Origin of the sequence: Alsobacter sp. KACC 23698 (assembly GCF_045348435.1) — a bacterium.
Taxonomy (GTDB): Bacteria; Pseudomonadota; Alphaproteobacteria; order Rhizobiales; family Beijerinckiaceae; genus Alsobacter.
Genome location: NZ_CP157484.1, coordinates 4044829 through 4064695, shown reverse-complemented (window position 1 = coordinate 4064695; position 19867 = coordinate 4044829). Strand labels below are relative to the sequence as shown.

Genomic DNA, 19867 nt, shown 5'->3' with positions numbered 1-19867 from the left:
GACGCGCCGCTCCCGCGGCGTGTTTCGCTTTGAAAAGATTTGTGAGTCACAATCGATCGCCGGCCGCTGCATAAAGGGGGGCCGGGTTCGGCGAAGCCGGACGTCATGCAAGGACGGATCATGAGCAGAAAGTATTTCGGCACGGATGGCATTCGTGGTCTCTCGAACCGAATCATCACGCCTGATCTGGCCCTGCGGGTGGGCCAGGCGGCCGGAATAGCCTTCCAGCGCGGCGACCATGCGCATCGAGTCGTGATTGGCAAGGATACGCGCCTCTCGGGCTACATGATCGAATACGCCATGGTGGCAGGCTTCACCTCCGTGGGCATGGACGTGATGCTGCTCGGCCCGATGCCGACGCCCGCCGTCGCCATGCTGACGCGCTCATTGCGCGCCGATCTCGGCGTGATGATCTCCGCCTCCCACAACCCGTTCCAGGACAACGGCATCAAGCTGTTCGGGCCGGACGGCTTCAAGCTCAGCGACGAGACCGAGAGCGAGATCGAGGCGCTGATCGACGCGGAGCTCCACAACCGGCTGTCCGCGCCGGCGAATCTGGGGCGCGCCAAGCGCATCGAGGGCGTCCACGCGCGCTACATCGAGTTCGCCAAGCGCACTCTGCCGCGCAATCTCGACCTCGACGGACTGCGCATCGTGGTCGATTGCGCCAATGGGGCGGCCTACAAGGTCGCGCCCGAGGCGCTATGGGAGCTGGGCGCCGAGGTGGTGGCGATCGGCGTCGAGCCGGACGGGTTCAACATCAACAAGGATGTCGGCTCCACCGCGCCCGAGGCGCTGAGCCGCAAGGTGAGGGAGCTGCGCGCCGACATCGGCATCGCGCTCGACGGCGACGCCGACCGCGTCGTGCTCGTGGACGAGAAGGGCCAGGTGGTCGACGGCGACCAGCTCATGGCGGTCGTGGCCAAGAGCTGGAAGGACGACAACCGCCTGACCCAGCCGGGCGTGGTGGCCACCATCATGTCCAATCTCGGCCTGGAGCGTCACCTGGCGACCCTCGGCCTCACGCTGGCGCGCACGGCGGTGGGGGACCGCTACGTGCTCGAGCACATGCGCGAGCACGGCTACAATCTCGGCGGCGAGCAGTCCGGCCACATCATCCTGTCCGACTACGCCACCACCGGGGATGGCCTCATCGCGGCCCTGCAGGTGCTGGCGGTCGTCAAGCAGCAGGGGCGGCCGGTCAGCGAGGTCTGCCACTGTTTCCAGCCGCTGCCGCAAATTCTCAAGAACGTCCGGTTCCGGCAGGGCGAGCCCCTGAAGAACGAGTCGGTGGTGAGCGCCATCGCGGCGTCCCGCGCCAGGCTGGGCGCGGACGGGCGCCTGGTGATCCGGCCCTCCGGCACCGAGCCGGTGATCAGGGTGATGGCGGAAGGCGACAACCGGGACGTGGTGGAGCGCGCCGTGGACGACGTCGTGGAGGCCCTCACGGCCGCGGCGGCCTGATCGGCTCCGGCTGGCGGGGGCGGCGGCGGGCGCCGGCGTTCCCCGCGAGCTCCCTCGACGGATAACGGCTCGAATGCTTGCGCGCTAAAGTTCTTAATGCAACCTAAACGAGCATTTCCAAGAGTATATGCCCGTATCCTTAATCGTTAGGGTTAAGTTTGCTTTAACTTTCGACTGCCAATGTCTCCCTGTCGTATCGCGGCTGGACGGTTCCGAAGGCCTGTCCATGCCCCAGTAGGGAATACAAGACATGGGCAGCCTGAAAATCCTCGCTCTCGCGGGCGCCATGGCGATCGGGGCGATTGGCGTCGCCCAGGCCGCCGATATGCCGCTCCCGCCGCCGCCTCCGATGGCGCCGGAACCGCTTCCCGAATTCTCCGGCTGGTATCTGCGCGGCGACGTCGGCGCCGGCATCACCCAAATGGGCGAATTGCACTCCACCTTCGACGCGGGCTTCGACGTGCCGGGCCTGCTGGTCGCGCGCAAGAGCGTCGAGGACCAGTTCTTCGTCGGCGCGGGCTTCGGCTACCAGTTCAACAACTGGTTCCGCGCCGACCTGACCGGCGAGTATCGCGGCGGCGGCAGATATGCGGCCATCGAGAGCTACACCACCTCCAGTTGCGGCGGCGCGGTCTGCTTCGACAACTACAACGGCAACATCCGCAGCTCGGTGTTCCTGGCCAACGGCTATGTGGACCTCGGCACCTGGGTGGGCGTGACCCCCTTCGTGGGCGCGGGCGTCGGCTTCGCCAATCACAAGCTTTCCGGCCTGACGGATGTCGACCACCAGCTCGGCGGCTATGGCTTCGCCGGCGACCATTCCAAGACCAACTTCGCCTGGGCGCTCATGGCCGGCCTCGGCTACAACGTCTCGCCGAACCTCAAGCTGGAGCTCGGCTACCGCTACCTGAACATGGGGGATGTCGAGTCGGGCGCGATACGGTGCCAGAACACGCCGTTCTGCGGCAACGAAGTCCACAAATTCTCGCTGGCGTCACACGATCTTCGCCTTGGCATGCGCTGGATGCTCGGCGGACCGACCTACATCCCCGAGGCGCCGCAGATGCCTCTCATCCGGAAGTACTGAGCGACTTTGCGATAACGGGACCGGCGCCGGGCGCCGATCCCCGACTGAAGGGCGGCCCGCGGATGTACCGGGCCGCCTTTTCCGTTTGACGCCGTCCCCGCCTTCGCCTACCCCGGTCGGCGGGACACTCCGCCCCAACGCGGAGCGCCCATCTGCAAGGATGGAGATCATCGATGGCGACGACCGCACCCGGCCAGAAGCCGGCCAATCCCCTTTTCTCTTCCGGCCCCTGCGCCAAGCGCCCCGGCTGGTCCCTGGACGCCCTCAAGGACGCCCCGCTGGGCCGCTCCCACCGGGCCAAGCCCGGCAAGGCGAAGCTGAAGCTCGCCATCGACCTCACCCGCGAGGTGCTGCAAATCCCGGCCGACTACCGGATCGCGATCGTGCCGGCGTCCGACACCGGCGCTGTCGAGATGGCCATGTGGTCGCTGCTCGGCGCCCGCGGCGTCGACATGCTGGCCTGGGAGAGCTTCGGCGAGGGCTGGGTCACGGACGCCATCAAGCAGCTGAAGCTCAAGGACGCGCGCGTCCTGAAGGCCGGCTACGGCGACATCGTCGACCTCTCGACCGTCAATTTCGACAATGACGTGGTGTTCACCTGGAACGGCACCACCTCTGGAGTGCGCGTGCCGGACGGCAAGTGGATCCCGACCGACCGGGCGGGGCTGACGATCTGCGACGCGACCTCGGCGGCCTTCGCGCAGCGGCTGGATTGGCCCAAGCTCGATGTGGTGACGTTCTCCTGGCAAAAGGTGCTGGGTGGCGAGGCCGCGCACGGCATGCTGATCCTGTCGCCTCGCGCCGTCGAGCGGCTGGAGAGCTACACGCCGGCCTGGCCGATGCCCAAGATCTTCCGCATGACCAAGGGCGGCAAGATCACCGAGGGCCTGTTCGAGGGCGAGACCATCAACACGCCCTCCATGCTGTGCGTGGAGGACTACATCGACGCCCTGCAGTGGGCGAAGCAGATCGGCGGCCTCGACGCCCTGATTGCGCGGGCGGACGCCAACACCAAGGCGCTGGCCGACTTCGTGGCGCAGAACGACTGGATCGCGTTCCTGTCCAAGGATGCGAGCATCCGCTCCAACACCAGCGTGTGCCTGGTGTTCTCCGATCCCGCCGTGCAGGCGCTGCCGGCCGACGCGCAGGCTGCTTTCGCCAAGGCGGTGGCGGGCGCGATCGAGAAGGCCGGCGCGGGCTTCGACATCGGGGCCTACCGCGATGCGCCTCCCGGCCTGCGCATCTGGTGCGGCGCGACGGTCGAGACCGCCGACGTCCAGGCGCTGACGCACTGGATCGCGTGGGCCTTCGCCGAGGCGAAGGCCGGGCTCGCCAAGGCGGCTTAGTCGCCCCGCGCTCTCCCTCTCCCGCCCGGCGGGAGAGGGGTTCAGCCCGAACTCATCCCATTCTGCATTCAGGCGCCCAGCGCCGCCCCTCCCGCGGGAGGGACGAAGGAGACACACCATGGCTCCCCGCGTTCTCATTTCAGACAGCCTGTCGCCCGCCGCCGTCGCCATCTTCACCGAGCGCGGCGTCGAGGTCGACGTGAAGCCCGGCCTCGACAAGGACGAGCTCGCCCGCATCATCGGCGACTATGACGGCCTGGCGATCCGCTCGGCCACCAAGGTCACCGCCAAGCTGCTGGAGAGCGCCACGCGCCTGAAGGTGGTGGGCCGCGCCGGGATCGGCGTCGACAATGTCGACATCCCGGCCGCGACCGCCAAGGGCGTGATCGTGATGAACACGCCCTTCGGCAACTCCATCACGACGGCCGAGCACGCCATCGCGCTGATGTTCGCGGTGGCGCGCGAGATCCCGGCCGCCGACGCCTCCACGCAGGCCGGCAAGTGGGAGAAGAACCGCTTCATGGGCGTCGAGATCACCGGCAAGACGCTGGGCGTGATCGGCTGCGGCAATATCGGCGCGATCGTGGCCGACCGGGCGCTTGGGCTGAAGATGCGGGTGATCGCCTTCGATCCCTTCCTGTCGCCGGAGCGGGCGCTGGATCTCGGCGTGGAGAAAGTAGAGCTCGACGAGTTGCTGGCCCGGGCCGACTTCATCACCCTGCACACGCCCATGACGGCGCAGACCAGGAACATCCTGTCGGCCGAGAACCTGGCCAAGACCAAGAAGGGCGTGCGCATCGTCAACTGCGCGCGCGGCGGCCTCGTCGACGAGGTCGCGCTGCGCGCCGCGCTCGACAGCGGCCACGTGGCCGGGGCCGGCTTCGACGTGTTCACACAAGAGCCCGCCAAGGAGAACCCGCTGTTCGGGCATCCCAACGTGGTCTGCACGCCGCATCTGGGCGCGGCCACCAACGAAGCGCAGGAGAACGTCGCCCTGCAGGTGGCCGAGCAGATGTCGGACTACCTGATCCGCGGCGCCATCACCAACGCGATCAACTTCCCGAGCATTACGGCCGAGGAAGCCCCCAAGCTGAAGCCCTTCATCGCGCTGGCGGAACGGCTGGGCTCCTTCGCGGGCCAGCTCACCGAGACGGACCTGAAGGAGGTCCGGATCACCTATGAGGGCGCCGTGGCGGGATTGAAGATCAAGGCGCTCACGGCTGCCGCCATCGCGGGCGTGCTGCGCCCGGCGCTGCAGGACGTCAACGTCGTCTCCGCGCCCATCGTGGCCAAGGAGCGCGGAATCGTGGTGGAGGAGACCACGCGGGCGTCGGAGGGCGACTATGAATCGCTCATCACCCTGACGGTCGTCACCGAGCAGCAGGAGCGCTCCGTCGCCGGCACGGTGTTCCATGACGGCAGGCCGCGCTTCGTCGCCATCAAGGGCATCAAGGTGGACGCGGAGTTCGGCCCCTCGATGATCTACGTGACCAACGAGGACAAGCCCGGCTTCATCGGCCGCTTCGCGGGCCTGCTCGGCGACGCGGGCGTCAACATCGCCACCTTCGCGCTGGGCCGCGACGCCCAGGGCGGCTCAGCCATCGCGCTGGTCGAGATCGACGGCGAGGCGCCGGCGTCGGTCCTGGCGCAGATCCCCGGCCTGCCGGGCGTGAAGCAGGCCAAGGCGCTCAGGTTTTGAACGCGGAATGGCGCGCCAGCCACCTGAGCCGGCGCGCCCGCTCTGTCCCGACGGGCTCCGCCGTGTTATGAAACGCACATGGTCGCCAACGGCAAACGCTCTCTGATCGCTGACGTCTCCTGGGACGCAGAGGCGGGCGTTTGGATCTCCGAGTGCCGCGATCTCCCGATCTTCACTGAAGCTGAAACGCTCGACCAATTGCGGACGCGCGTTCCCCTCGCGGCGGCTGATTATCTGGCCGACGGGGATGACACCAGAACTTTTGATTTCGACGTTTCCCTCAATGTTCGCTTCGGGGAAACGGTGAACGTCGCCGCCTAGCCGTGGTCGACTATGGGAAGCTTCTGCGTCGCGTGCTGCAGGACCATGGCTGGCGGTTCCTCCGGCCCGCCAAAGGCGATCACCAGATCTGGATCCATGACGAGACAGGCCGGACCATCAGCATCGACGCCGGCAGCAAGTCGCGTCAACTCTCCAACAGCATCTTGAAGCGTCTCGGCCTGCCCAAAGCCTTCTGATGACCGCCGGCGCCCCCGCTTGAACGTCCGCGCGGGCCTGCTATCAGGAGAGATCGCAGCATCCGAGCGCTCCCCATGCGGTTCCTGGTCGTCGAAGGCAACACCCGCGAGGCGCGGCAGCGGCATCGCGACGAGTACGGGATGACGCCGTCCGAATCCTATGGCGACGTGCTCCAGGCGCTGGAGCCGGGCGCGGTCTATGACATTGCATTCCCGGCCGACGAGGGCGCCAACCTGCCGGACGGGTCGGGACTGGAGAGCTACGACGCCATCGTGCTCACGGGATCGGCGCTCAACGCCTACAATGTCCAGCCCGCCGTGACGCGCCAGGTGGAGCTGGCGCGCGCCGCCTATGCGTCCGGCACGCCGATGTTCGGCTCGTGCTGGGGCATCCAGATGGGAGCGCTGGCGGCCGGCGGCGACGTGCGCCGCAACCCCGCGGGCAGCGAGATCGGCTTCGCCCGCCGCATCGTGTCGACCGATGCGGGGCGGGCGCACCCGCTGCTGGCCGGCCGGCCCCTGGCGTGGGACGCGCCGGCGGTGCATCTCGACGCCGTCACGACGCCTCCGGGCGACATTGCCGTGCTGGCGTTCAACGCTTTGACGCCCATGCAGGCCGCCGAGATCCGGCACGAGGGCGGCGTGTTCTGGGGCGTCCAGTACCATCCCGAGTTCAGCCTGCGCGAACTCGCCGTGATCCTGCGCCGCCACGGGCGGCATCTGGTCGCCGAAGGGTTCTGCCAGGGCGAGGACGACCACGCCCGCTATGTGGACGAGTTGCTGGCGCTGCACGACGATGCGTCGCGGTTCGACCTGGCCTGGCGTCACGGTCTCGACGCGGAAATCCTCGACCCCGCGCGCCGGTTGACCGAGATCCGCAACTTCATTGAGCATCGGGCCAAGCCGGTCCGGTCGCAGCGGGGCCGCGCCTGAGTCGGGCCGGAACATACCTCCGCACAGCCACGTCCACGCCGCATTCCGTCCCGAATTCTCCGTCGTGATCCGTGCCGGATCCATCCCGCGGAGCGACCTTCATGCGCATCGGCCTCGTCACCATCCTGCTCGCCAGCGCGTCGGGAGCGGCGTTCGCCGCCGACATCGAGGCGCCGTCGCGCATCGAGGCCGTGACGGTTCATCCCGACGGGGCCGCCGTCACGCGCAAGGCCGCGATCGAGCTTCCGGCGGGTCCGTCCGTCGTGATCCTGCGCGGGCTGAGCCCCACCATCGATCCCGCCTCGATCAGGGTGGAGGGCGAGGCCGACGCGCCGCTCGTCATCGGGTCCGTGGAGACGCGGATCGCGCCCGGCGAGGCGAGGGCGGCCGCCGACGAGCGCCGCCTTGACGACCTGCGGGCGGAGCGCGACCGGATCGCCGGCCAGATCGAGGCGGCCGAAGGCAAGCGCAGGGCCATCGAGGTCTACGCGAAGGCGAGCCCCGAGAAGCTCTCGGCGGAGGCCAAGCCGCTCGACGTGGAGCGCTGGAGCGCAGCCTGGGACGCCGTCGGGGACGGGCTCGCGCGCGTCATCGAGCAGATCAGGACGCTTCGGGCCAGCCAACGAGCCCTGGAGGCGGAGATCTCCGCCCTGGAGCGCGGCCGCCCGCAGCCCGGGCCGCCGGGGGCGCCCCGCCGCGACGTCGCCATCGCGCTGGAGGCCGGGGCGCCGCTCAAGGGCGCGTTGACGATCGCCTACCGGGTCGCCGGCGCGAGTTGGAAGCCGTCCTACGACGTCCGGCTCGACACCGGCGGGCGCGACCGCAAGCCGTCGCTCGAAATGGTCAGGCGGGCGCAGGTCACGCAGCGCACCGGCGAGAGCTGGACCGATGTCGCCCTGACGGTCTCGACGGTTCGGGCGGCCCGGGGCGTGGCTGCGCCCGACCTGCCGCCCCTGGTCGTCAACCTGTTCGATCCCACCGTCGTCCCCGAGGCGGCGCGATCCGCCCGCGGCAAGGCGGCGTCGGACGCGGCGCAGCGGCTCGAAGCGCCGGCTCCGTCGCCCCGCGCCATGGCGGCGGCTCCGGCGGCCGTCCCGGCCGTGGAGCAGATGGCGGAACTGGACGCCGGGGAGTTCCAGTCGGCCTTCAGGGTGGCCGGCCCGGTCAGCGTCTCGGCCGACGGCGCGCCCCGGTCCGTGGCGCTCGGCGCGCGCCGGGCGGAGCCGACGGTGACCGTCAAGGCGACGCCCGCGCTCGACCAGACCGCTTATCTGGAGGCGTCCTTCGCCAACGCCGAGGACGCGCCGGTGCTGCCCGGCGACGCGGCCCTGCACCGGGATGGCGTCTATGTCGGGCGCGGCCGGCTCGGGCTGGTCGCCCCCGGCGACAGGATCGAGCTCGGCTTCGGGGCGGACGACCGCGTCAAGATCGTGCGCGCGCCCGTGAAGCGGAAGGAGAACGAGCCTGGCTGGATCGGCAATCAGAAGACCGAGCAGCGTGAGTTCAAGACCTCGATCCGCAACCTGCACGACGCTCCGGTCCGCATCAGCGTGCTCGACCGCATGCCGATCTCCGAGAACTCGGCCGTGACGATCGAGGCGCTGCCCGGCACGCCCCCGACCGAGAAGATCGTCGCCGACAAGCGCGGCGTGATGAGCTGGACCTGGGACTACCAGCCGGGTGAGCAAAAGGAGATCCGGATGGGCTACCGCATGAAATGGCCGGCGGATCGCGACATCGTCATGGACGGGATCCCGCTGCGCTGACGGAGCCTTGGACAGCGGGCCTCGCGGTCCGGCTTGCGCGCTTTCGGGAGCGGCTGACGCTTTACGCCCCGGCCCTTTGCGGGTAATGCTCCCGCGCAAGCCCCGGCTGATCCGACTTGCGGAACGGCCGGGGCTTTTGTTTTCGAACTGCAGTGCTGGACCGGGACGACGCCGCGCGCCGCCCCGCCGCCGGATGGAGAGATCGCCATGGCCAACGTGGTCGTCGTGGGAGCCCAGTGGGGCGACGAGGGCAAGGGCAAGATCGTCGACTGGCTCTCGGAGCAGGCCGACACGGTCGTCCGGTTCCAGGGCGGCCATAACGCCGGCCACACGCTCGTGATCGGCGAGAACGTCTACAAGCTCTCGCTGCTGCCGTCTGGCGTGGTGCGCCCCAACAAGCTGGCCGTCATCGGCAACGGGGTGGTGCTCGATCCGCACGCGCTGGCGGCCGAGGTGGACAAGCTGCAGGCCCAGGGCGTCGCGATCTCGCGCGAGAACCTGCGCGTCGCCGACAACGCGCCGCTGATCCTCTCCGTCCACCGCGAGCTCGACGCGCTGCGCGAGTCGGGCGCGCCGGGCACCAAGATCGGCACCACCAAGCGCGGCATCGGCCCCGCTTATGAGGACAAGGTCGGCCGCCGCGCGATCCGGCTGATGGACCTCGCGGAGCTGGACACGCTGCCGGCCAAGATCGACCGGCTGCTGACGCATCACAACGCGCTGCGCCGCGGCCTCGGCCTGGAGGAGATCGACCCGAAGTCGATCTACGAGGAGCTGGCGTCGGTCGCCCCGAAGGTCCTTCCCTACATGGACACGACCTGGCGGCTGCTGGACGAGCAGCGCCGGGCCGGCAAGCGCATCCTGTTCGAGGGCGCGCAAGGCGCGCTGCTGGACATCGACTTCGGCACCTATCCGTTCGTGACGTCGTCCAACACCATCGCCGGCCAGGCCGCCACAGGCTCCGGCATGGGGCCGCGCAATGTCGGCTACGTGCTGGGCATCGCCAAGGCCTACACGACCCGGGTGGGCGAGGGGCCGTTCCCGACCGAGCAGGACAACCCGACCGGCGAGCGCATCGGCGAGCGCGGGCGCGAGTTCGGCACCGTGACGGGCCGCAAGCGCCGCTGCGGCTGGTTCGACGCCGTTCTGGTGCGCCAGACCGTGCGGACCTCCGGCATCGATGGGATCGCGCTGACCAAGCTCGACATCCTGGACGGCTTCGACGAGATCCAGGTCTGCACGCGCTATCGGCTCGACGGCAAGGAAATCGACCATCTGCCGGCCAGCCAGGGCGCGCAGGCCCGGGTCGAGCCCATTTACGAGACCATCGAGGGCTGGAAGGGCACGACCGCCGGGGCCCGGTCCTGGGCGGACCTGCCCGCGCAGGCGATCAAATATGTGCGACGGATCGAAGAACTGATCGGGGCGCCGGTGGCGCTCGTCTCCACAAGTCCCGAGCGCGACGATACGATTCTCGTGCAGAATCCCTTCGAGACTTGACCGAGCGGGGCCTTGTGCCCCACTGAGGCTCCATGGCCGACTACTATCCGCTGATTTCGCGCGCTGTCGCCAATATGGGCGAGAGCACGCCCGAGCAGCGCCGAGCCCTTTATGAGCGCGCCACGAATGCGCTGCTGGGCCAATTGCGAAACTCCGACCCGCCGGTTTCGGAGCCGGATATCGCGCGCGAGCGCCTGGCCCTCGAAGACGCGGTGCGCCGCGTCGAGACGGAGTTCGGCGGCGGCGTGCCGATGGAGGCCGAGCCGCCCCGGACCGAGGTCGCCGAAGCTCCCGCGCCGGCCCGGCGCGACGAGCCGGCCATGCGGATCCAGCCAGCGCCGCCTCCGGCGAAGCCGGCCCGCGCCGACGACGCCGCCTCCCGGCCCGTGGAGGCTGCGGCTCCGCCGCCGCGTCGGCCGGAGGCCCCCGACGAGGCGCCGTCCGAGCGCATGCGCCCCGCCGCGCCTCGCGCGCCGAGCGGCGACCGGCGCAGGTGGCTGCGCGCCGCCGTGATCGGCGCGGCGATCGCCCTCGTGGTGGGCGCCACAGCCACGACGGCGCTCTATCTCAAGCAGTCGCCATCCGAGTTCGTCCCCACCCGCCAGGCCGCCACCGCGCCGACGGCCGACCAGGAGCGCAAGTTCCAGGACAGGCTCCCCGGCGAGGCCCCGCCCCAGCCGGCCGAGCAGGCCCAGCGCGCGCCCGCCGCCCCGGCCGGCGGACAGCAGCAGGCGGCCGGCGGCTCCGTGGCGATCGGCGTGCTGCAGCGGGCGCTGCTGGTGGAGGAGGCGGCGGAAGGCGCGACGGAGATCCGGCAGACGGTGGGACGGGTGCTCTGGCGCCTCGACAACGTGCCCGCCGGCGCCGGCGAGCCGCTGGACGTCGCGGTCCGGGCCGATGTTGACATCGCCGATGCGGGCCTCAAGGCCGACGTGCTGATCCGCCGCAACCGCGACGCCGCGCTGCCGGCCTCGCACACCATCGAGATGCGGTTCACGGCCGGCGCGAAAGCCGCCAATGGCGCGGTGCGCGATCTCGGCGTGCCCGAGATGCGCAACGAGGAGACCGTGCGCGGGACGCCGCTCGCCGGCATCGCGGTGCCGGTGACCGAGAACATGTTCCTGATCGGACTATCGAACCTGCCCGCCGACATCACCCGCAACATCGAGCTGCTGCGCCAGCGCAACTGGCTGATGACGCCCCTGCGCTTCGCCAACGGGCGCCGCGCGCTGCTGCTGTTCGAGAAGGGCCCGACGGGCGACCGCACCGTCAGCGACGCCTTCAACGGCTGGCAGCAGGGCGGCTAGGAGGACGCAGCCGTCCTCAGGCGCTGGCGGGCAGGGCGAGGCGGCCGGCTTCCTGCCGGGCCACGGCCTCGCGCACGGCCTTCTGGACCTTCTCGAAGGCCCGGACCTCGATCTGGCGGACGCGCTCGCGCGAGACGCCGAACTCCTCGGAAAGCTCCTCCAGGGTGATCGGATCGTCCACGAGCCGGCGCGCCTCGAAGATGCGGCGCTCGCGCTCGTTGAGCACGCCCAGCGCGTCGCGCAGGGCGACGTGGCGGTTGTCCGCCTCCTCCTGGGCGACCAGGATGCTCTCCTGGCTGGCGCTGTCGTCGGCCAGCCAGTCCTGCCACTCGCCTTCGCCCTCGCCGTCCGACCGGATCGGGGAATTGAGCGAGGAATCGCCGCCCAGGCGGCGGTTCATCTCGATCACTTCCTGCTCGTGGACGCCGAGCTTGGTGGCGATCTGCTTCACCTGGTCGGGGCGCAGGTCGCCCTCGTCCAGCGCCGAGATCGAGCTCTTGGCCTTGCGCAGGTTGAAGAACAGCTTCTTCTGGTTCGCGGTCGTGCCCATCTTCACGAGCGACCACGAGCGCAGGATGTATTCCTGGATCGACGCCTTGATCCACCACATGGCGTAGGTGGCCAGCCTGAACCCCTTCTCGGGCTCGAAGCGCTTGACCGCCTGCATCAGGCCGACATTGCCTTCGGAGATCACTTCCCCGATCGGCAGGCCGTAGCCGCGATAGCCCATGGCGATCTTGGCCACGAGGCGCAGATGCGACGTGACGAGCCGGTGCGCCGCCTCGGAATCCTCATGCTCCCGCCAGCGCTTGGCGAGCATGTATTCCTCTTGCGGCTGCAGCATGGGGAATTTGCGGATCTCGTCGAGATACCGCGACAGGCCGCCTTCGGCGGCGATGATGGGAAGTGAGGCGGACGCCATTCTCTCCTCCAGTGGCCCCTCGCAAGCAGGCCATCACGGGCCGCCACGAAGCACGGCCACGACAACAGTCTATCATCGGCGTGACATTGGCCGAAAGAGGGCGAAGCTTCGCCCCTCATCACATCGGCGAGCGCCACGGGGGCCTCGTCCCGCTAATGCGCGAAGCGCGACGAGGTTCGGCAGGGTTCGTTGACGCATGGCGACCGCTGCTGTCTCACGCCGCCTTGCGCAGGGCGGCGGCGAGCGCCTCGAGATCGGCCGGGGGTTCGCTCGTGAACATCATCTCCTCGTCCGTCACCGGGTGGGCGAAGCCCAGCTCCGCCGCGTGCAGGGCCTGGCGGGGGAAGCCCTCCACCACCGCCCTGGCGTCCGGCGCCAGCAGCGTCGCCTTGGTGCGGAAGCCGGAGGCGTAGAGGCGGTCGCCGATCAGCGGATGCCCGATATGGGCCATGTGCACGCGGATCTGGTGGGTGCGCCCGGTCTCCAGCCGGCAGATGACGAGGCTGGCGACCGGCTCGCCGTTGGAGCCGGCGAACACCTCCTCGACCTCGTAATGGGTGATCGCCTCGCGCCCCTTCTCGCGCGACACGACGGCCATGCGGTCGCGGTGCTTGGTCGAGCGGTCCAGGTTGGCGTCGACGACGCCGTGCTTGCGGTCCGGCTTGCCCCACACGATCGCCCGGTAGGCCCGCACCAGCGGTCCCGTGCGGCCATGGTCGGCGAATTGCTCGGCCAGCTTCTTGTGCGCCCGGTCGGTCTTGGCGACGACCAGCAGGCCGGTGGTGTCCTTGTCGAGCCGGTGCACGATGCCGGGCCGCTTGACCCCGCCGATGCCCGACAGGCTGTCGCCGCAATGCGCGATCAGCGCGTTGACCAGCGTGCCGGTGTCGTGGCCCGCGGCCGGATGCACGACCAGCCCGGCGGGCTTGTCGATGACCAGCAGCTGGTCGTCCTCGTAGACGACCTCCAGCGGGATCGCTTCGCCCTCCGGCTCCGGCGGGACGGCGGGCGGAATGTCAACCGCGATCTCCTGCCCGGCGTCGACCTTGCGGCCGGGATCGTCCTGCACGGCGCCGTCGATGCTGACCTTGCCGTCGAGGATCAGGCCCTTGAGGCGCGTCCGCGACAGGGCCGGCACGTTGCGGGCCAGGAACCTGTCCAGCCGCTCGCCTTTGTCTTCCGGCCGGGCTACACACGCCAGGCGGCCCTCCGCCGGGGCCTCGGTCTCTGTCGCGTGCACGCTTCGTCCTTCCGCTTCGCCTGGGTCGCCGCTCATGGCGGGGCAGACCGGCCGCTCCCTGGTTCTTCCCGGGAGCGGTGTCCTATCCGACACTCCGCCCTCTTCAGCAAGCGCCCAGCATGACTCCCGCCGATTTCACGCCCGCCTCCCACCCTGCCGCCGACGACGATCCGGCCACGGCCGCCGCGAAGGCCAAGGAGGCGTCGCGCCTCATGGCCCTCAAGATGGTGGTGATCACGCTCGGCGTCATCCTGGTGGCGCTGCTCGTGGTGGTTTTCGCCACCTTGGCCATCCGGGCGTTCAGGGGATCGAAGCCGGACGCCGCCGCCCTCGCGCCGCCTCCCGCGCTCCCGGGCGAGGCTCGCCCCGCCCGCCCGCCCGTGCAGGCCGCCTTGCCGCCCGGCTACAGGCTGGTCTCCACCACCCTCGGCGACGGCCGCCTCGCCGTCACGGCCGACGGCCCCGACGGGGCGCTGGTCATCCTCTTCGACAATCGCACCATGGCCGAGATCGGCCGGATCCGGGTGTCGCAGGACAAGTGATAGGTAAGAAGGCTTGGCGCTCCCAAGGGGACTCGAACCCCTGTTTTCGCCGTGAGAGGGCGAATGATCCGGGTCATCAACGTCCGCCCTCATCCACGAGAGTCGGCCAAAAACAAGCTTGTGCAAGGCTCCGTGTCCATGATTGTCCGGCTCAGTGCGGCAGCGTATATTTGACGCATATTGGACAAGTGGGGCGGCTGGGTTGGTGAAGGTTCTCAAAGAGGCGGCGCTGACGACTAGGAATGCCCGTTCCAAGTTGCCTTCCGGCAGCCACTGGCGCTCGATCGATCCCGACACGCACTTGGGCTACCGCAAGGGCGTGCGCGGTGGCCGATGGCTGGTGCGCTGGTACAAGGGCTCTGGCTCATATGCGCAAGCGACCCTGGCGACCGCGGACGACGCGTTCGAGGCCGACGGCAGCGACATCATCGATTTCAATCAGGCTGTGAGCCGCGCCCGCGCTCATGTCGAGAAGGCCCGCGCGGATGAACGCGCCGAAGCGGCTGGCCCGCTGGCGACGGTCACGAGCGCGATCCATGCCTATCTCGAGATGAGGGAGGCTCGCGAGCGAGCGAACGCGGGCTCCGGTGGATTGAAGCGCGATGCTCGGTCAAGGCTGCAGCGGTATGTGCTCGGGACGGATCTCGCGAAACAGCCCCTGCACCGGATCGATGAGACTGCGCTTCGCCAGTGGCGCAAACAGATCCCCGATGACCTCGCCCCAGCTTCTGTCCGCCGGCTGGTCAACGACCTGAAGGCTGCCCTCAACGCAGCGGCGCTCACCCACCGTGTTCGACTGCCGGCCGATCTCGCAGGTACGATCAGGGCCGGGCTGAAAGCGGATGAGATCGTCCAGGCAGAGCCCCGACGGCAGGTGCTCTCGGATGCCGATGTCCGTCGAATGATCACGGCGGCCTGGGAGGCGGATCAGGCAGGCGCCCACGACGGCGACGTTGCTAGGCTGATCCTGGTGCTCGCGGCGACGGGTGCGCGTTTTTCGCAAGTGGCGCGTATGACCGTGGCGGATGTGCAGCCCGCCGAGAGCCGCCTTATGGTGCCCACGTCTCGCAAGGGGCGCGGACCCAAGCGGACGGATCGCATCGGAGTGCGCGTAGGCGACGATGTGATCGAGGCTCTCCGCCCAGCTATTAGCGGACGCAAGGGGCCGGAGCCGCTCTTACTACGGTGGCGCTCGGTTCAGACCGCGTCGGGGCTTTGGCACCGGGATAATCGCGGACCGTGGCGTGCTGCCTCGGAGCTTTCGCGAATGTGGGCGCCGATTGTCAAGGCTGCTGGCCTGCCCAGCGACACAGTCCCGTATGCGCTTCGCCACTCGTCAATTGTGCGCGGGCTGCGAGCGGGCCTCCCTGTTCGGTTGGTTGCTGCGCTTCACGATACGTCGTCAGCTATGGTCGAACGTCACTACGCTGCGTTCGTAGTCGACGCCTTGGACGAACTCGCTGCCAAAGCGGTCGTGCCGCTCACCAGATCACCTGCCCGGGTCATCTCCCTTGAGCGGAAGGCCTGAACTACCAGAGATGCACGGGGATAGGCCGGCCAGCCGACAAACCGAGAGCACCCTCGGCTTCCCCGTGCTTTCTTTCCGGTGCGGCAAGGTGCTTTGAAATGCTGGAAGAAGACCTGGTTTCGTTGGTCGATGTATCTGGGCGGCCTCGTTGGACGTTGGATATGGCTCTGGCCTGGATCGTCACGCGAGATTTGCAGGCTGTCCGACTTCTCTGGGAAGAGTTCCGGATCGAAGAGATGGGGCTACCGTTCTCGGGAACATTCGATCTAGACCTGTTTGACATCGCTGTGCCAGAGCAGGACTTCGCTAAGGCTGGACGCGCTCTTTTGGCTGCTCTCCGGAAAGGGCAAGTTTCCGCGTACGATATTTCGGAAGCAGGCGTCAGGCGCGAAATCGATCCTCTCAGATTCCAGGACAGCTGGCGCGTTGGCCGTACACACACCGACGAAACCGTCATCTGCGACGCAAGCGGCGCCAGAATGGTAGACGTTCAAATTGCGAGTTCCGAGCTGATGCAGGTGTTCCCGCCGAGGATCACGGGTGTCGAGCCAAATGTCTTCCCGAACCGGCCGGTGCCAGCCGCGAGGGTGATCAAGCGGTCAAATAAGGTTGACCCGACCGTTGAAGCCCTTCGAGTTCTATACCCCAATCGCCCACCTGTAGGCGTGAATCGGGAAACGCTTCGCCGCGCCGTGAACGCGCATTTCAGGTCGTCGGGCATGCCGGGACTCGAAGTCCAACTCGCGACGATCGACCGCGCGTTGGCAGTTCTTCGCAGATCCCATCAAGAGGAGAACTGACGAGTACTGAGAAGTCCGCTCCAGCTTAACTCCTGGCGGTCCGCAGACATCGGCGGACTTGAGGAGAAGCAGGAATGTCCACCAGCGGAATTGAAGAGCTTGGGCTGTCTGTCCCGGACGCGGTGCGGACTTCGGGCGTGAGCCGCTCGAAACTCTATGAGGCCCTCGCGGCAGGCGAGCTTAGGGCCAAGAAATATGGACGCCGTACGATCATCCTGCGGGATGAACTCAAGGCCTGGCTCGCCAGCTTTCCCGACCTCACCCCGTCCAAGTCCAAGGCGGCTTGACCACGATGGGGGCAAAGCAGAACCCGGTTCGATCCTTGCGCGGCCAAGCGGAGGGGATCGAAACCGGGCTCGGCAGGCCTTGCGTAGGCGCGGGTCTGTACGGGGAAAAGCATAACACACAGCGGCTCGCAGTGGAATGGCTAGCGAGGCGCTACCTGATCTCCTCCGCTCTTGCGGGGGCCATCGCCGACATCACGGGATTCGGAGGCCGCGCATGACCTCCCAATTCAAATTTCGTGACCGCCGGACCGTACAACTAGTTCCTGGCGCTCTTCCTTCGGACGAGCAGGCCTTTCGCCTCCTTACCGAGAGGATGAAGCGCGACTTCGCCGCTAGCTGGTGGAGCGCTCGTGAAGGCAAACGGCTGCAGCCGGTGGGAGGGCGGTCATGAGCGCCCTTACGCAAGACGCTCTCCAGGCGGAGCAGGCCCTTCTCGGGGCTGCTCTGGTCGATCCAGCTACAATCGACCGGATCCGCGGAATCGTGGTTTCCGACGATATCGGCGAGCCGATCCACAAGCTGTTGTTCGACGCGATGACGGCGCGCCGGGACGAGGGGGGCGGTTTCGATGTCGCCCTGCTCAGAATGGCCATCGGCGATCACGACCTCGGCGGCATGACCGTGGCTCAGTACATCGCCCGGCTCGCCGCAAACGCGACCACCACAGCGAATTCCCGCGAGTACGCGTTGGAAATTCGGCGGCAGGCTGACAAGCGCAGGATCAAAGCCGTCGCGTCGGAGCTCGCCGTCGCAGCGGAGGCGCCAGCAAGTCGGCCCGCGGAAGTGGCTGCGGACGCCATTGGAGCACTCGACACGATCGCGTCTGCCGGCCGAGGATCGACGCCGGCCGTCAGCCTTCAGGCAGCTACAGCAAGCGTGCTGGCCGAGCTCGATCGCGTTCGTGGCGGAGGCAAGCGGCGCGGAACACCTTCGGGGCTGCCCTCGCTCGACCGCCTCACCGGCGGCTTCTATCCCGGCCAACTTGTCATCTTGGCTGGTCGTCCCGGCATGGGCAAAACCACACTCGCGCTCGCCATTGCACTGAATGCGGCGCGCGAGAATGGAGTGTTCTGCTGCTCCCTCGAGATGTCAGCCGACGAGCTGGCGGCGCGCGCTCTAGCCGCTCTGGCGTTCGACGGCCGCCGGACGGCGCTCACCTATCGACGGATCGCAGAGGCGGCCAGCCTGTCCAATGATGAGGTCGAGCGGCTCCATCATGCCAAGGGCCGCATGGCGAACCTGCATCTCCAAATCGAGCAACAGCCGGGGATGACGCTGGGCCAGGTCTCGGCTCGGGCAAGGCAATGGAAGTCTCGCTGCGAAAGGGGGGGCACGCAGCTCCGGCTCATCGTGGTCGACCATATCGGTCTTGTCAGGCCTTCGACCCGCTATGCCGGCAACCGCGTGAACGAGGTTTCGGAAATCTCGGGCGGCCTAAAGGCTCTCGCCAAAGAGCTGGGCTGCACCGTCATGGCCCTCTCACAGCTAAGCCGAGAGGTTGAGCGGCGGGACGACAAGCGGCCTGTACTCTCGGATCTGCGCGACTCCGGTTCCATCGAGCAAGACGCGGATGTGGTGATCGCGGCTTACCGGGAGGGCTACTACCTCGAGCGGCTGCCGAACCTCACGCCCGAGCAGGAGCAGCGTCTCTTCGACGCTCAGGATCAAATCGAGATCGAGGTCCTGAAGCAGCGTCAGGGGCCAACGGGACGATTCCAGCTGTTCGCCTCGCTGCCCTGCAATGCCGTCGCGGAGCTCGGCGCATGAGCAACGCCGCGATCGCATGGGCCAAAGGCCAAAAAACGGGGAGCGGCTCGCGAAAGATCGTCCTTCTCGTGCTGGCCGATTACGCCGATCAAACCGGACAGGCGTTTCCCTCTGTTAGGCAGCTCTGTGTCGACACGGACCTGAGTGAACGCGCCGTAAGGAAGGCGCTGAGCGAGTTGGCGGACCTCGGACTTCTCAGCCGTCAGCACAGGGTTCGGACCGATCAGTCGAACACGTCCAATTTGTTCGTCCTGAACATGCAGGGGGTGGGTGCACGACGTGCACCCCTGGGTGCGCCAGATGCACCACCCCCCCTGCACGACGTGCACCCCCTCCTGCACGAGGTGCAGGGGGATGGTGCACGAGGTGCACCCCTTGAACCCTTACTAGAACCATCACTCTCTCTTTCGGTCGCTCGAGCGACCAAACGAGCGAAAGCGCAAAAGGCTCAAGCACCGAAACCTGACCTCGAAGAGCCGTTTCATCGCTTCTGGGCCACATACCCGAAGCGGGAGGGTCCGAATCCGAAAAAGCCGGCCAGGGCCGAGTTCGCGGCGGCCGTGCGTCGCGGATCGGATCCCGAAGCAATACTCGCTGGAGCGGTTCGTTTTGCCGCTCACTGGGCCAAGCGGTCGGGCTCGGAGCTCCGGTTCGTTCCTCACGCCCGCAAGTGGCTGAGGGAGGAGGCTTGGCAGGACGACGATGACGCGGCCACGCCCGAACCGAAGCTGGTCGCCAGTGACGAGATCTGGCGCCGTCGGCTTGAACGCTGGCGGCGAACCGGAAGCTGGGCATCGTCTTGGGGACCAGATCCCGATGACCCAATGACGAACTTTCCGGCCCATTTGCGCAACGCCAGCGACCCAAGCCCACGGAAGGTAGTCTAATCGCGGGTGTTGTCCTACGAGCGGTTCGAGTTCCTCTCCTGTCACTAGAAATTCAAGCGCACGCAGTTTTGTTACCCGCAACCCAAGTACGCCACGTCGTGTCGTTGTGAAAGGACAGGCGTAAAGGTAGAATCGGATCAGATCAAGAGAGGGCCGATTCAATGACGATGCTTCCCGGATACCCCATGCTTCACGGAGAAGTCGCAACGCAGATGTGCGAGGGCATTCTGCTTGAGTTCAGATCCGGCAAATCTGGGTCTCAGCGGAGCTTCAG

The 19867-nt window shown here is 67.8% G+C and carries 18 protein-coding genes and 1 tRNA gene; 16 read left to right on the top strand and 3 right to left on the bottom strand.

All coding sequences use genetic code 11. The annotated features are described in order from the left end of the window. The first annotated feature begins 120 nt into the window (after positions 1-120). The 10 genes from glmM to ABEG18_RS19360 all read left to right on the top strand — a co-directional run bounded on the left by glmM (position 121) and on the right by ABEG18_RS19360 (position 11620). Positions 121-1464 carry a phosphoglucosamine mutase gene (gene glmM, locus ABEG18_RS19405; protein ID WP_406854688.1) on the top strand — a complete coding sequence of 448 codons (1344 nt, stop codon included), beginning with the start codon at positions 121-123 and terminating at the stop codon, positions 1462-1464. 250 nt (positions 1465-1714) lie between these two features. Next, the gene (locus tag ABEG18_RS19400) at positions 1715-2551 is read left to right on the top strand and encodes an outer membrane protein (RefSeq protein WP_406854687.1); all 837 of its coding nucleotides are present in this window, start codon (positions 1715-1717) and stop codon (positions 2549-2551) included. A gap of 173 nt (positions 2552-2724) precedes the next feature. After that, positions 2725-3897 (top strand): phosphoserine transaminase, encoded by a 1173-nt coding sequence (locus tag ABEG18_RS19395; protein ID WP_406854686.1) that lies wholly within the window; start codon positions 2725-2727, stop codon positions 3895-3897. Positions 3898-4015: 118 nt separating this feature from the next. After that, positions 4016-5596, top strand: a complete 1581-nt coding sequence (gene serA, locus ABEG18_RS19390; RefSeq protein ID WP_406854685.1) for a phosphoglycerate dehydrogenase — start codon at positions 4016-4018, stop codon at positions 5594-5596. Positions 5597-5674: 78 nt separating this feature from the next. After that, a complete protein-coding gene (locus tag ABEG18_RS19385) occupies positions 5675-5917 on the top strand; it encodes a DUF1902 domain-containing protein (RefSeq protein ID WP_406854684.1) in 243 nt (80 codons plus the stop codon). Between the two features lie 2 nt (positions 5918-5919). Further along, positions 5920-6114, top strand: coding sequence for a type II toxin-antitoxin system HicA family toxin (locus ABEG18_RS19380; protein ID WP_406854683.1), 195 nt, complete (start codon positions 5920-5922; stop codon positions 6112-6114). A gap of 75 nt (positions 6115-6189) precedes the next feature. Then, positions 6190-7047, top strand: a complete 858-nt coding sequence (locus ABEG18_RS19375) for a type 1 glutamine amidotransferase (RefSeq protein ID WP_406854682.1) — start codon at positions 6190-6192, stop codon at positions 7045-7047. Between the two features lie 101 nt (positions 7048-7148). Continuing rightward, the gene (locus tag ABEG18_RS19370) at positions 7149-8813 is read left to right on the top strand and encodes a mucoidy inhibitor MuiA family protein (RefSeq protein ID WP_406854681.1); all 1665 of its coding nucleotides are present in this window, start codon (positions 7149-7151) and stop codon (positions 8811-8813) included. Positions 8814-9020: 207 nt separating this feature from the next. Beyond that, entirely contained in the window at positions 9021-10313 is a 1293-nt protein-coding gene (locus tag ABEG18_RS19365; RefSeq protein ID WP_406854680.1) for an adenylosuccinate synthase, read from the top strand. Between the two features lie 32 nt (positions 10314-10345). Then, entirely contained in the window at positions 10346-11620 is a 1275-nt protein-coding gene (locus ABEG18_RS19360) for a histidine kinase (RefSeq protein ID WP_406854679.1), read from the top strand. Positions 11621-11636: 16 nt separating this feature from the next. On the opposite strand, the gene rpoH is transcribed toward ABEG18_RS19360, so the two are convergent. Both rpoH and ABEG18_RS19350 read right to left on the bottom strand, forming a co-directional pair. Beyond that, entirely contained in the window at positions 11637-12542 is a 906-nt protein-coding gene (gene rpoH, locus ABEG18_RS19355; protein WP_406854678.1) for an RNA polymerase sigma factor RpoH, read from the bottom strand. A gap of 214 nt (positions 12543-12756) precedes the next feature. Further along, positions 12757-13782 (bottom strand): RluA family pseudouridine synthase, encoded by a 1026-nt coding sequence (locus tag ABEG18_RS19350; RefSeq protein WP_406854677.1) that lies wholly within the window; start codon positions 13780-13782, stop codon positions 12757-12759. Positions 13783-13901: 119 nt separating this feature from the next. Between ABEG18_RS19350 and ABEG18_RS19345 the strand changes: the two genes are divergently transcribed. Then, complete coding sequence (locus tag ABEG18_RS19345) at positions 13902-14324, top strand: hypothetical protein (RefSeq protein WP_406854676.1); 423 nt, start codon at positions 13902-13904, stop codon at positions 14322-14324. A gap of 14 nt (positions 14325-14338) precedes the next feature. Here ABEG18_RS19345 and ABEG18_RS19340 read toward each other — a convergent pair. Continuing rightward, positions 14339-14405: transfer RNA gene (locus ABEG18_RS19340), tRNA-OTHER, on the bottom strand. 124 nt (positions 14406-14529) lie between these two features. Here ABEG18_RS19340 and ABEG18_RS19335 point away from each other — a divergent pair. From ABEG18_RS19335 to ABEG18_RS19315, 5 genes are all read left to right on the top strand, one after another. Then, the gene (locus ABEG18_RS19335) at positions 14530-15852 is read left to right on the top strand and encodes a tyrosine-type recombinase/integrase (RefSeq protein ID WP_406858650.1); all 1323 of its coding nucleotides are present in this window, start codon (positions 14530-14532) and stop codon (positions 15850-15852) included. Positions 15853-15950: 98 nt separating this feature from the next. After that, positions 15951-16652, top strand: a complete 702-nt coding sequence (locus ABEG18_RS19330; RefSeq protein WP_406854675.1) for a hypothetical protein — start codon at positions 15951-15953, stop codon at positions 16650-16652. Positions 16653-16726: 74 nt separating this feature from the next. After that, the gene (locus ABEG18_RS19325; protein ID WP_406854674.1) at positions 16727-16939 is read left to right on the top strand and encodes a helix-turn-helix domain-containing protein; all 213 of its coding nucleotides are present in this window, start codon (positions 16727-16729) and stop codon (positions 16937-16939) included. 387 nt (positions 16940-17326) lie between these two features. Beyond that, positions 17327-18706: a replicative DNA helicase gene (locus tag ABEG18_RS19320; protein ID WP_406854673.1), complete on the top strand. Its 1380-nt coding sequence runs from the start codon at positions 17327-17329 to the stop codon at positions 18704-18706. Next, positions 18703-19593 (top strand): helix-turn-helix domain-containing protein, encoded by an 891-nt coding sequence (locus tag ABEG18_RS19315; RefSeq protein ID WP_406854672.1) that lies wholly within the window; start codon positions 18703-18705, stop codon positions 19591-19593. The genes ABEG18_RS19320 and ABEG18_RS19315 overlap by 4 nt, the downstream gene beginning before the upstream one ends. Positions 19594-19867 lie beyond the last annotated feature (274 nt).

What these genes read in the sequence shown, in the direction of transcription:
- glmM (WP_406854688.1), top strand. Translation starts at nt 121, where the DNA reads ATGAGCAGAAAGTATTTCGGCACGGATGGCATTCGTGGTCTCTCGAAC.
- ABEG18_RS19400 (WP_406854687.1), top strand. Translation starts at nt 1,715, where the DNA reads ATGGGCAGCCTGAAAATCCTCGCTCTCGCGGGCGCCATGGCGATCGGG.
- ABEG18_RS19395 (WP_406854686.1), top strand. Translation starts at nt 2,725, where the DNA reads ATGGCGACGACCGCACCCGGCCAGAAGCCGGCCAATCCCCTTTTCTCT.
- serA (WP_406854685.1), top strand. Translation starts at nt 4,016, where the DNA reads ATGGCTCCCCGCGTTCTCATTTCAGACAGCCTGTCGCCCGCCGCCGTC.
- ABEG18_RS19385 (WP_406854684.1), top strand. Translation starts at nt 5,675, where the DNA reads ATGGTCGCCAACGGCAAACGCTCTCTGATCGCTGACGTCTCCTGGGAC.
- ABEG18_RS19375 (WP_406854682.1), top strand. Translation starts at nt 6,190, where the DNA reads ATGCGGTTCCTGGTCGTCGAAGGCAACACCCGCGAGGCGCGGCAGCGG.
- ABEG18_RS19370 (WP_406854681.1), top strand. Translation starts at nt 7,149, where the DNA reads ATGCGCATCGGCCTCGTCACCATCCTGCTCGCCAGCGCGTCGGGAGCG.
- ABEG18_RS19365 (WP_406854680.1), top strand. Translation starts at nt 9,021, where the DNA reads ATGGCCAACGTGGTCGTCGTGGGAGCCCAGTGGGGCGACGAGGGCAAG.
- ABEG18_RS19360 (WP_406854679.1), top strand. Translation starts at nt 10,346, where the DNA reads ATGGCCGACTACTATCCGCTGATTTCGCGCGCTGTCGCCAATATGGGC.
- rpoH (WP_406854678.1), bottom strand. Translation starts at nt 12,542, where the DNA reads ATGGCGTCCGCCTCACTTCCCATCATCGCCGCCGAAGGCGGCCTGTCG.
- ABEG18_RS19345 (WP_406854676.1), top strand. Translation starts at nt 13,902, where the DNA reads ATGACTCCCGCCGATTTCACGCCCGCCTCCCACCCTGCCGCCGACGAC.
- ABEG18_RS19330 (WP_406854675.1), top strand. Translation starts at nt 15,951, where the DNA reads ATGCTGGAAGAAGACCTGGTTTCGTTGGTCGATGTATCTGGGCGGCCT.
- ABEG18_RS19325 (WP_406854674.1), top strand. Translation starts at nt 16,727, where the DNA reads ATGTCCACCAGCGGAATTGAAGAGCTTGGGCTGTCTGTCCCGGACGCG.
- ABEG18_RS19320 (WP_406854673.1), top strand. Translation starts at nt 17,327, where the DNA reads ATGAGCGCCCTTACGCAAGACGCTCTCCAGGCGGAGCAGGCCCTTCTC.
- ABEG18_RS19315 (WP_406854672.1), top strand. Translation starts at nt 18,703, where the DNA reads ATGAGCAACGCCGCGATCGCATGGGCCAAAGGCCAAAAAACGGGGAGC.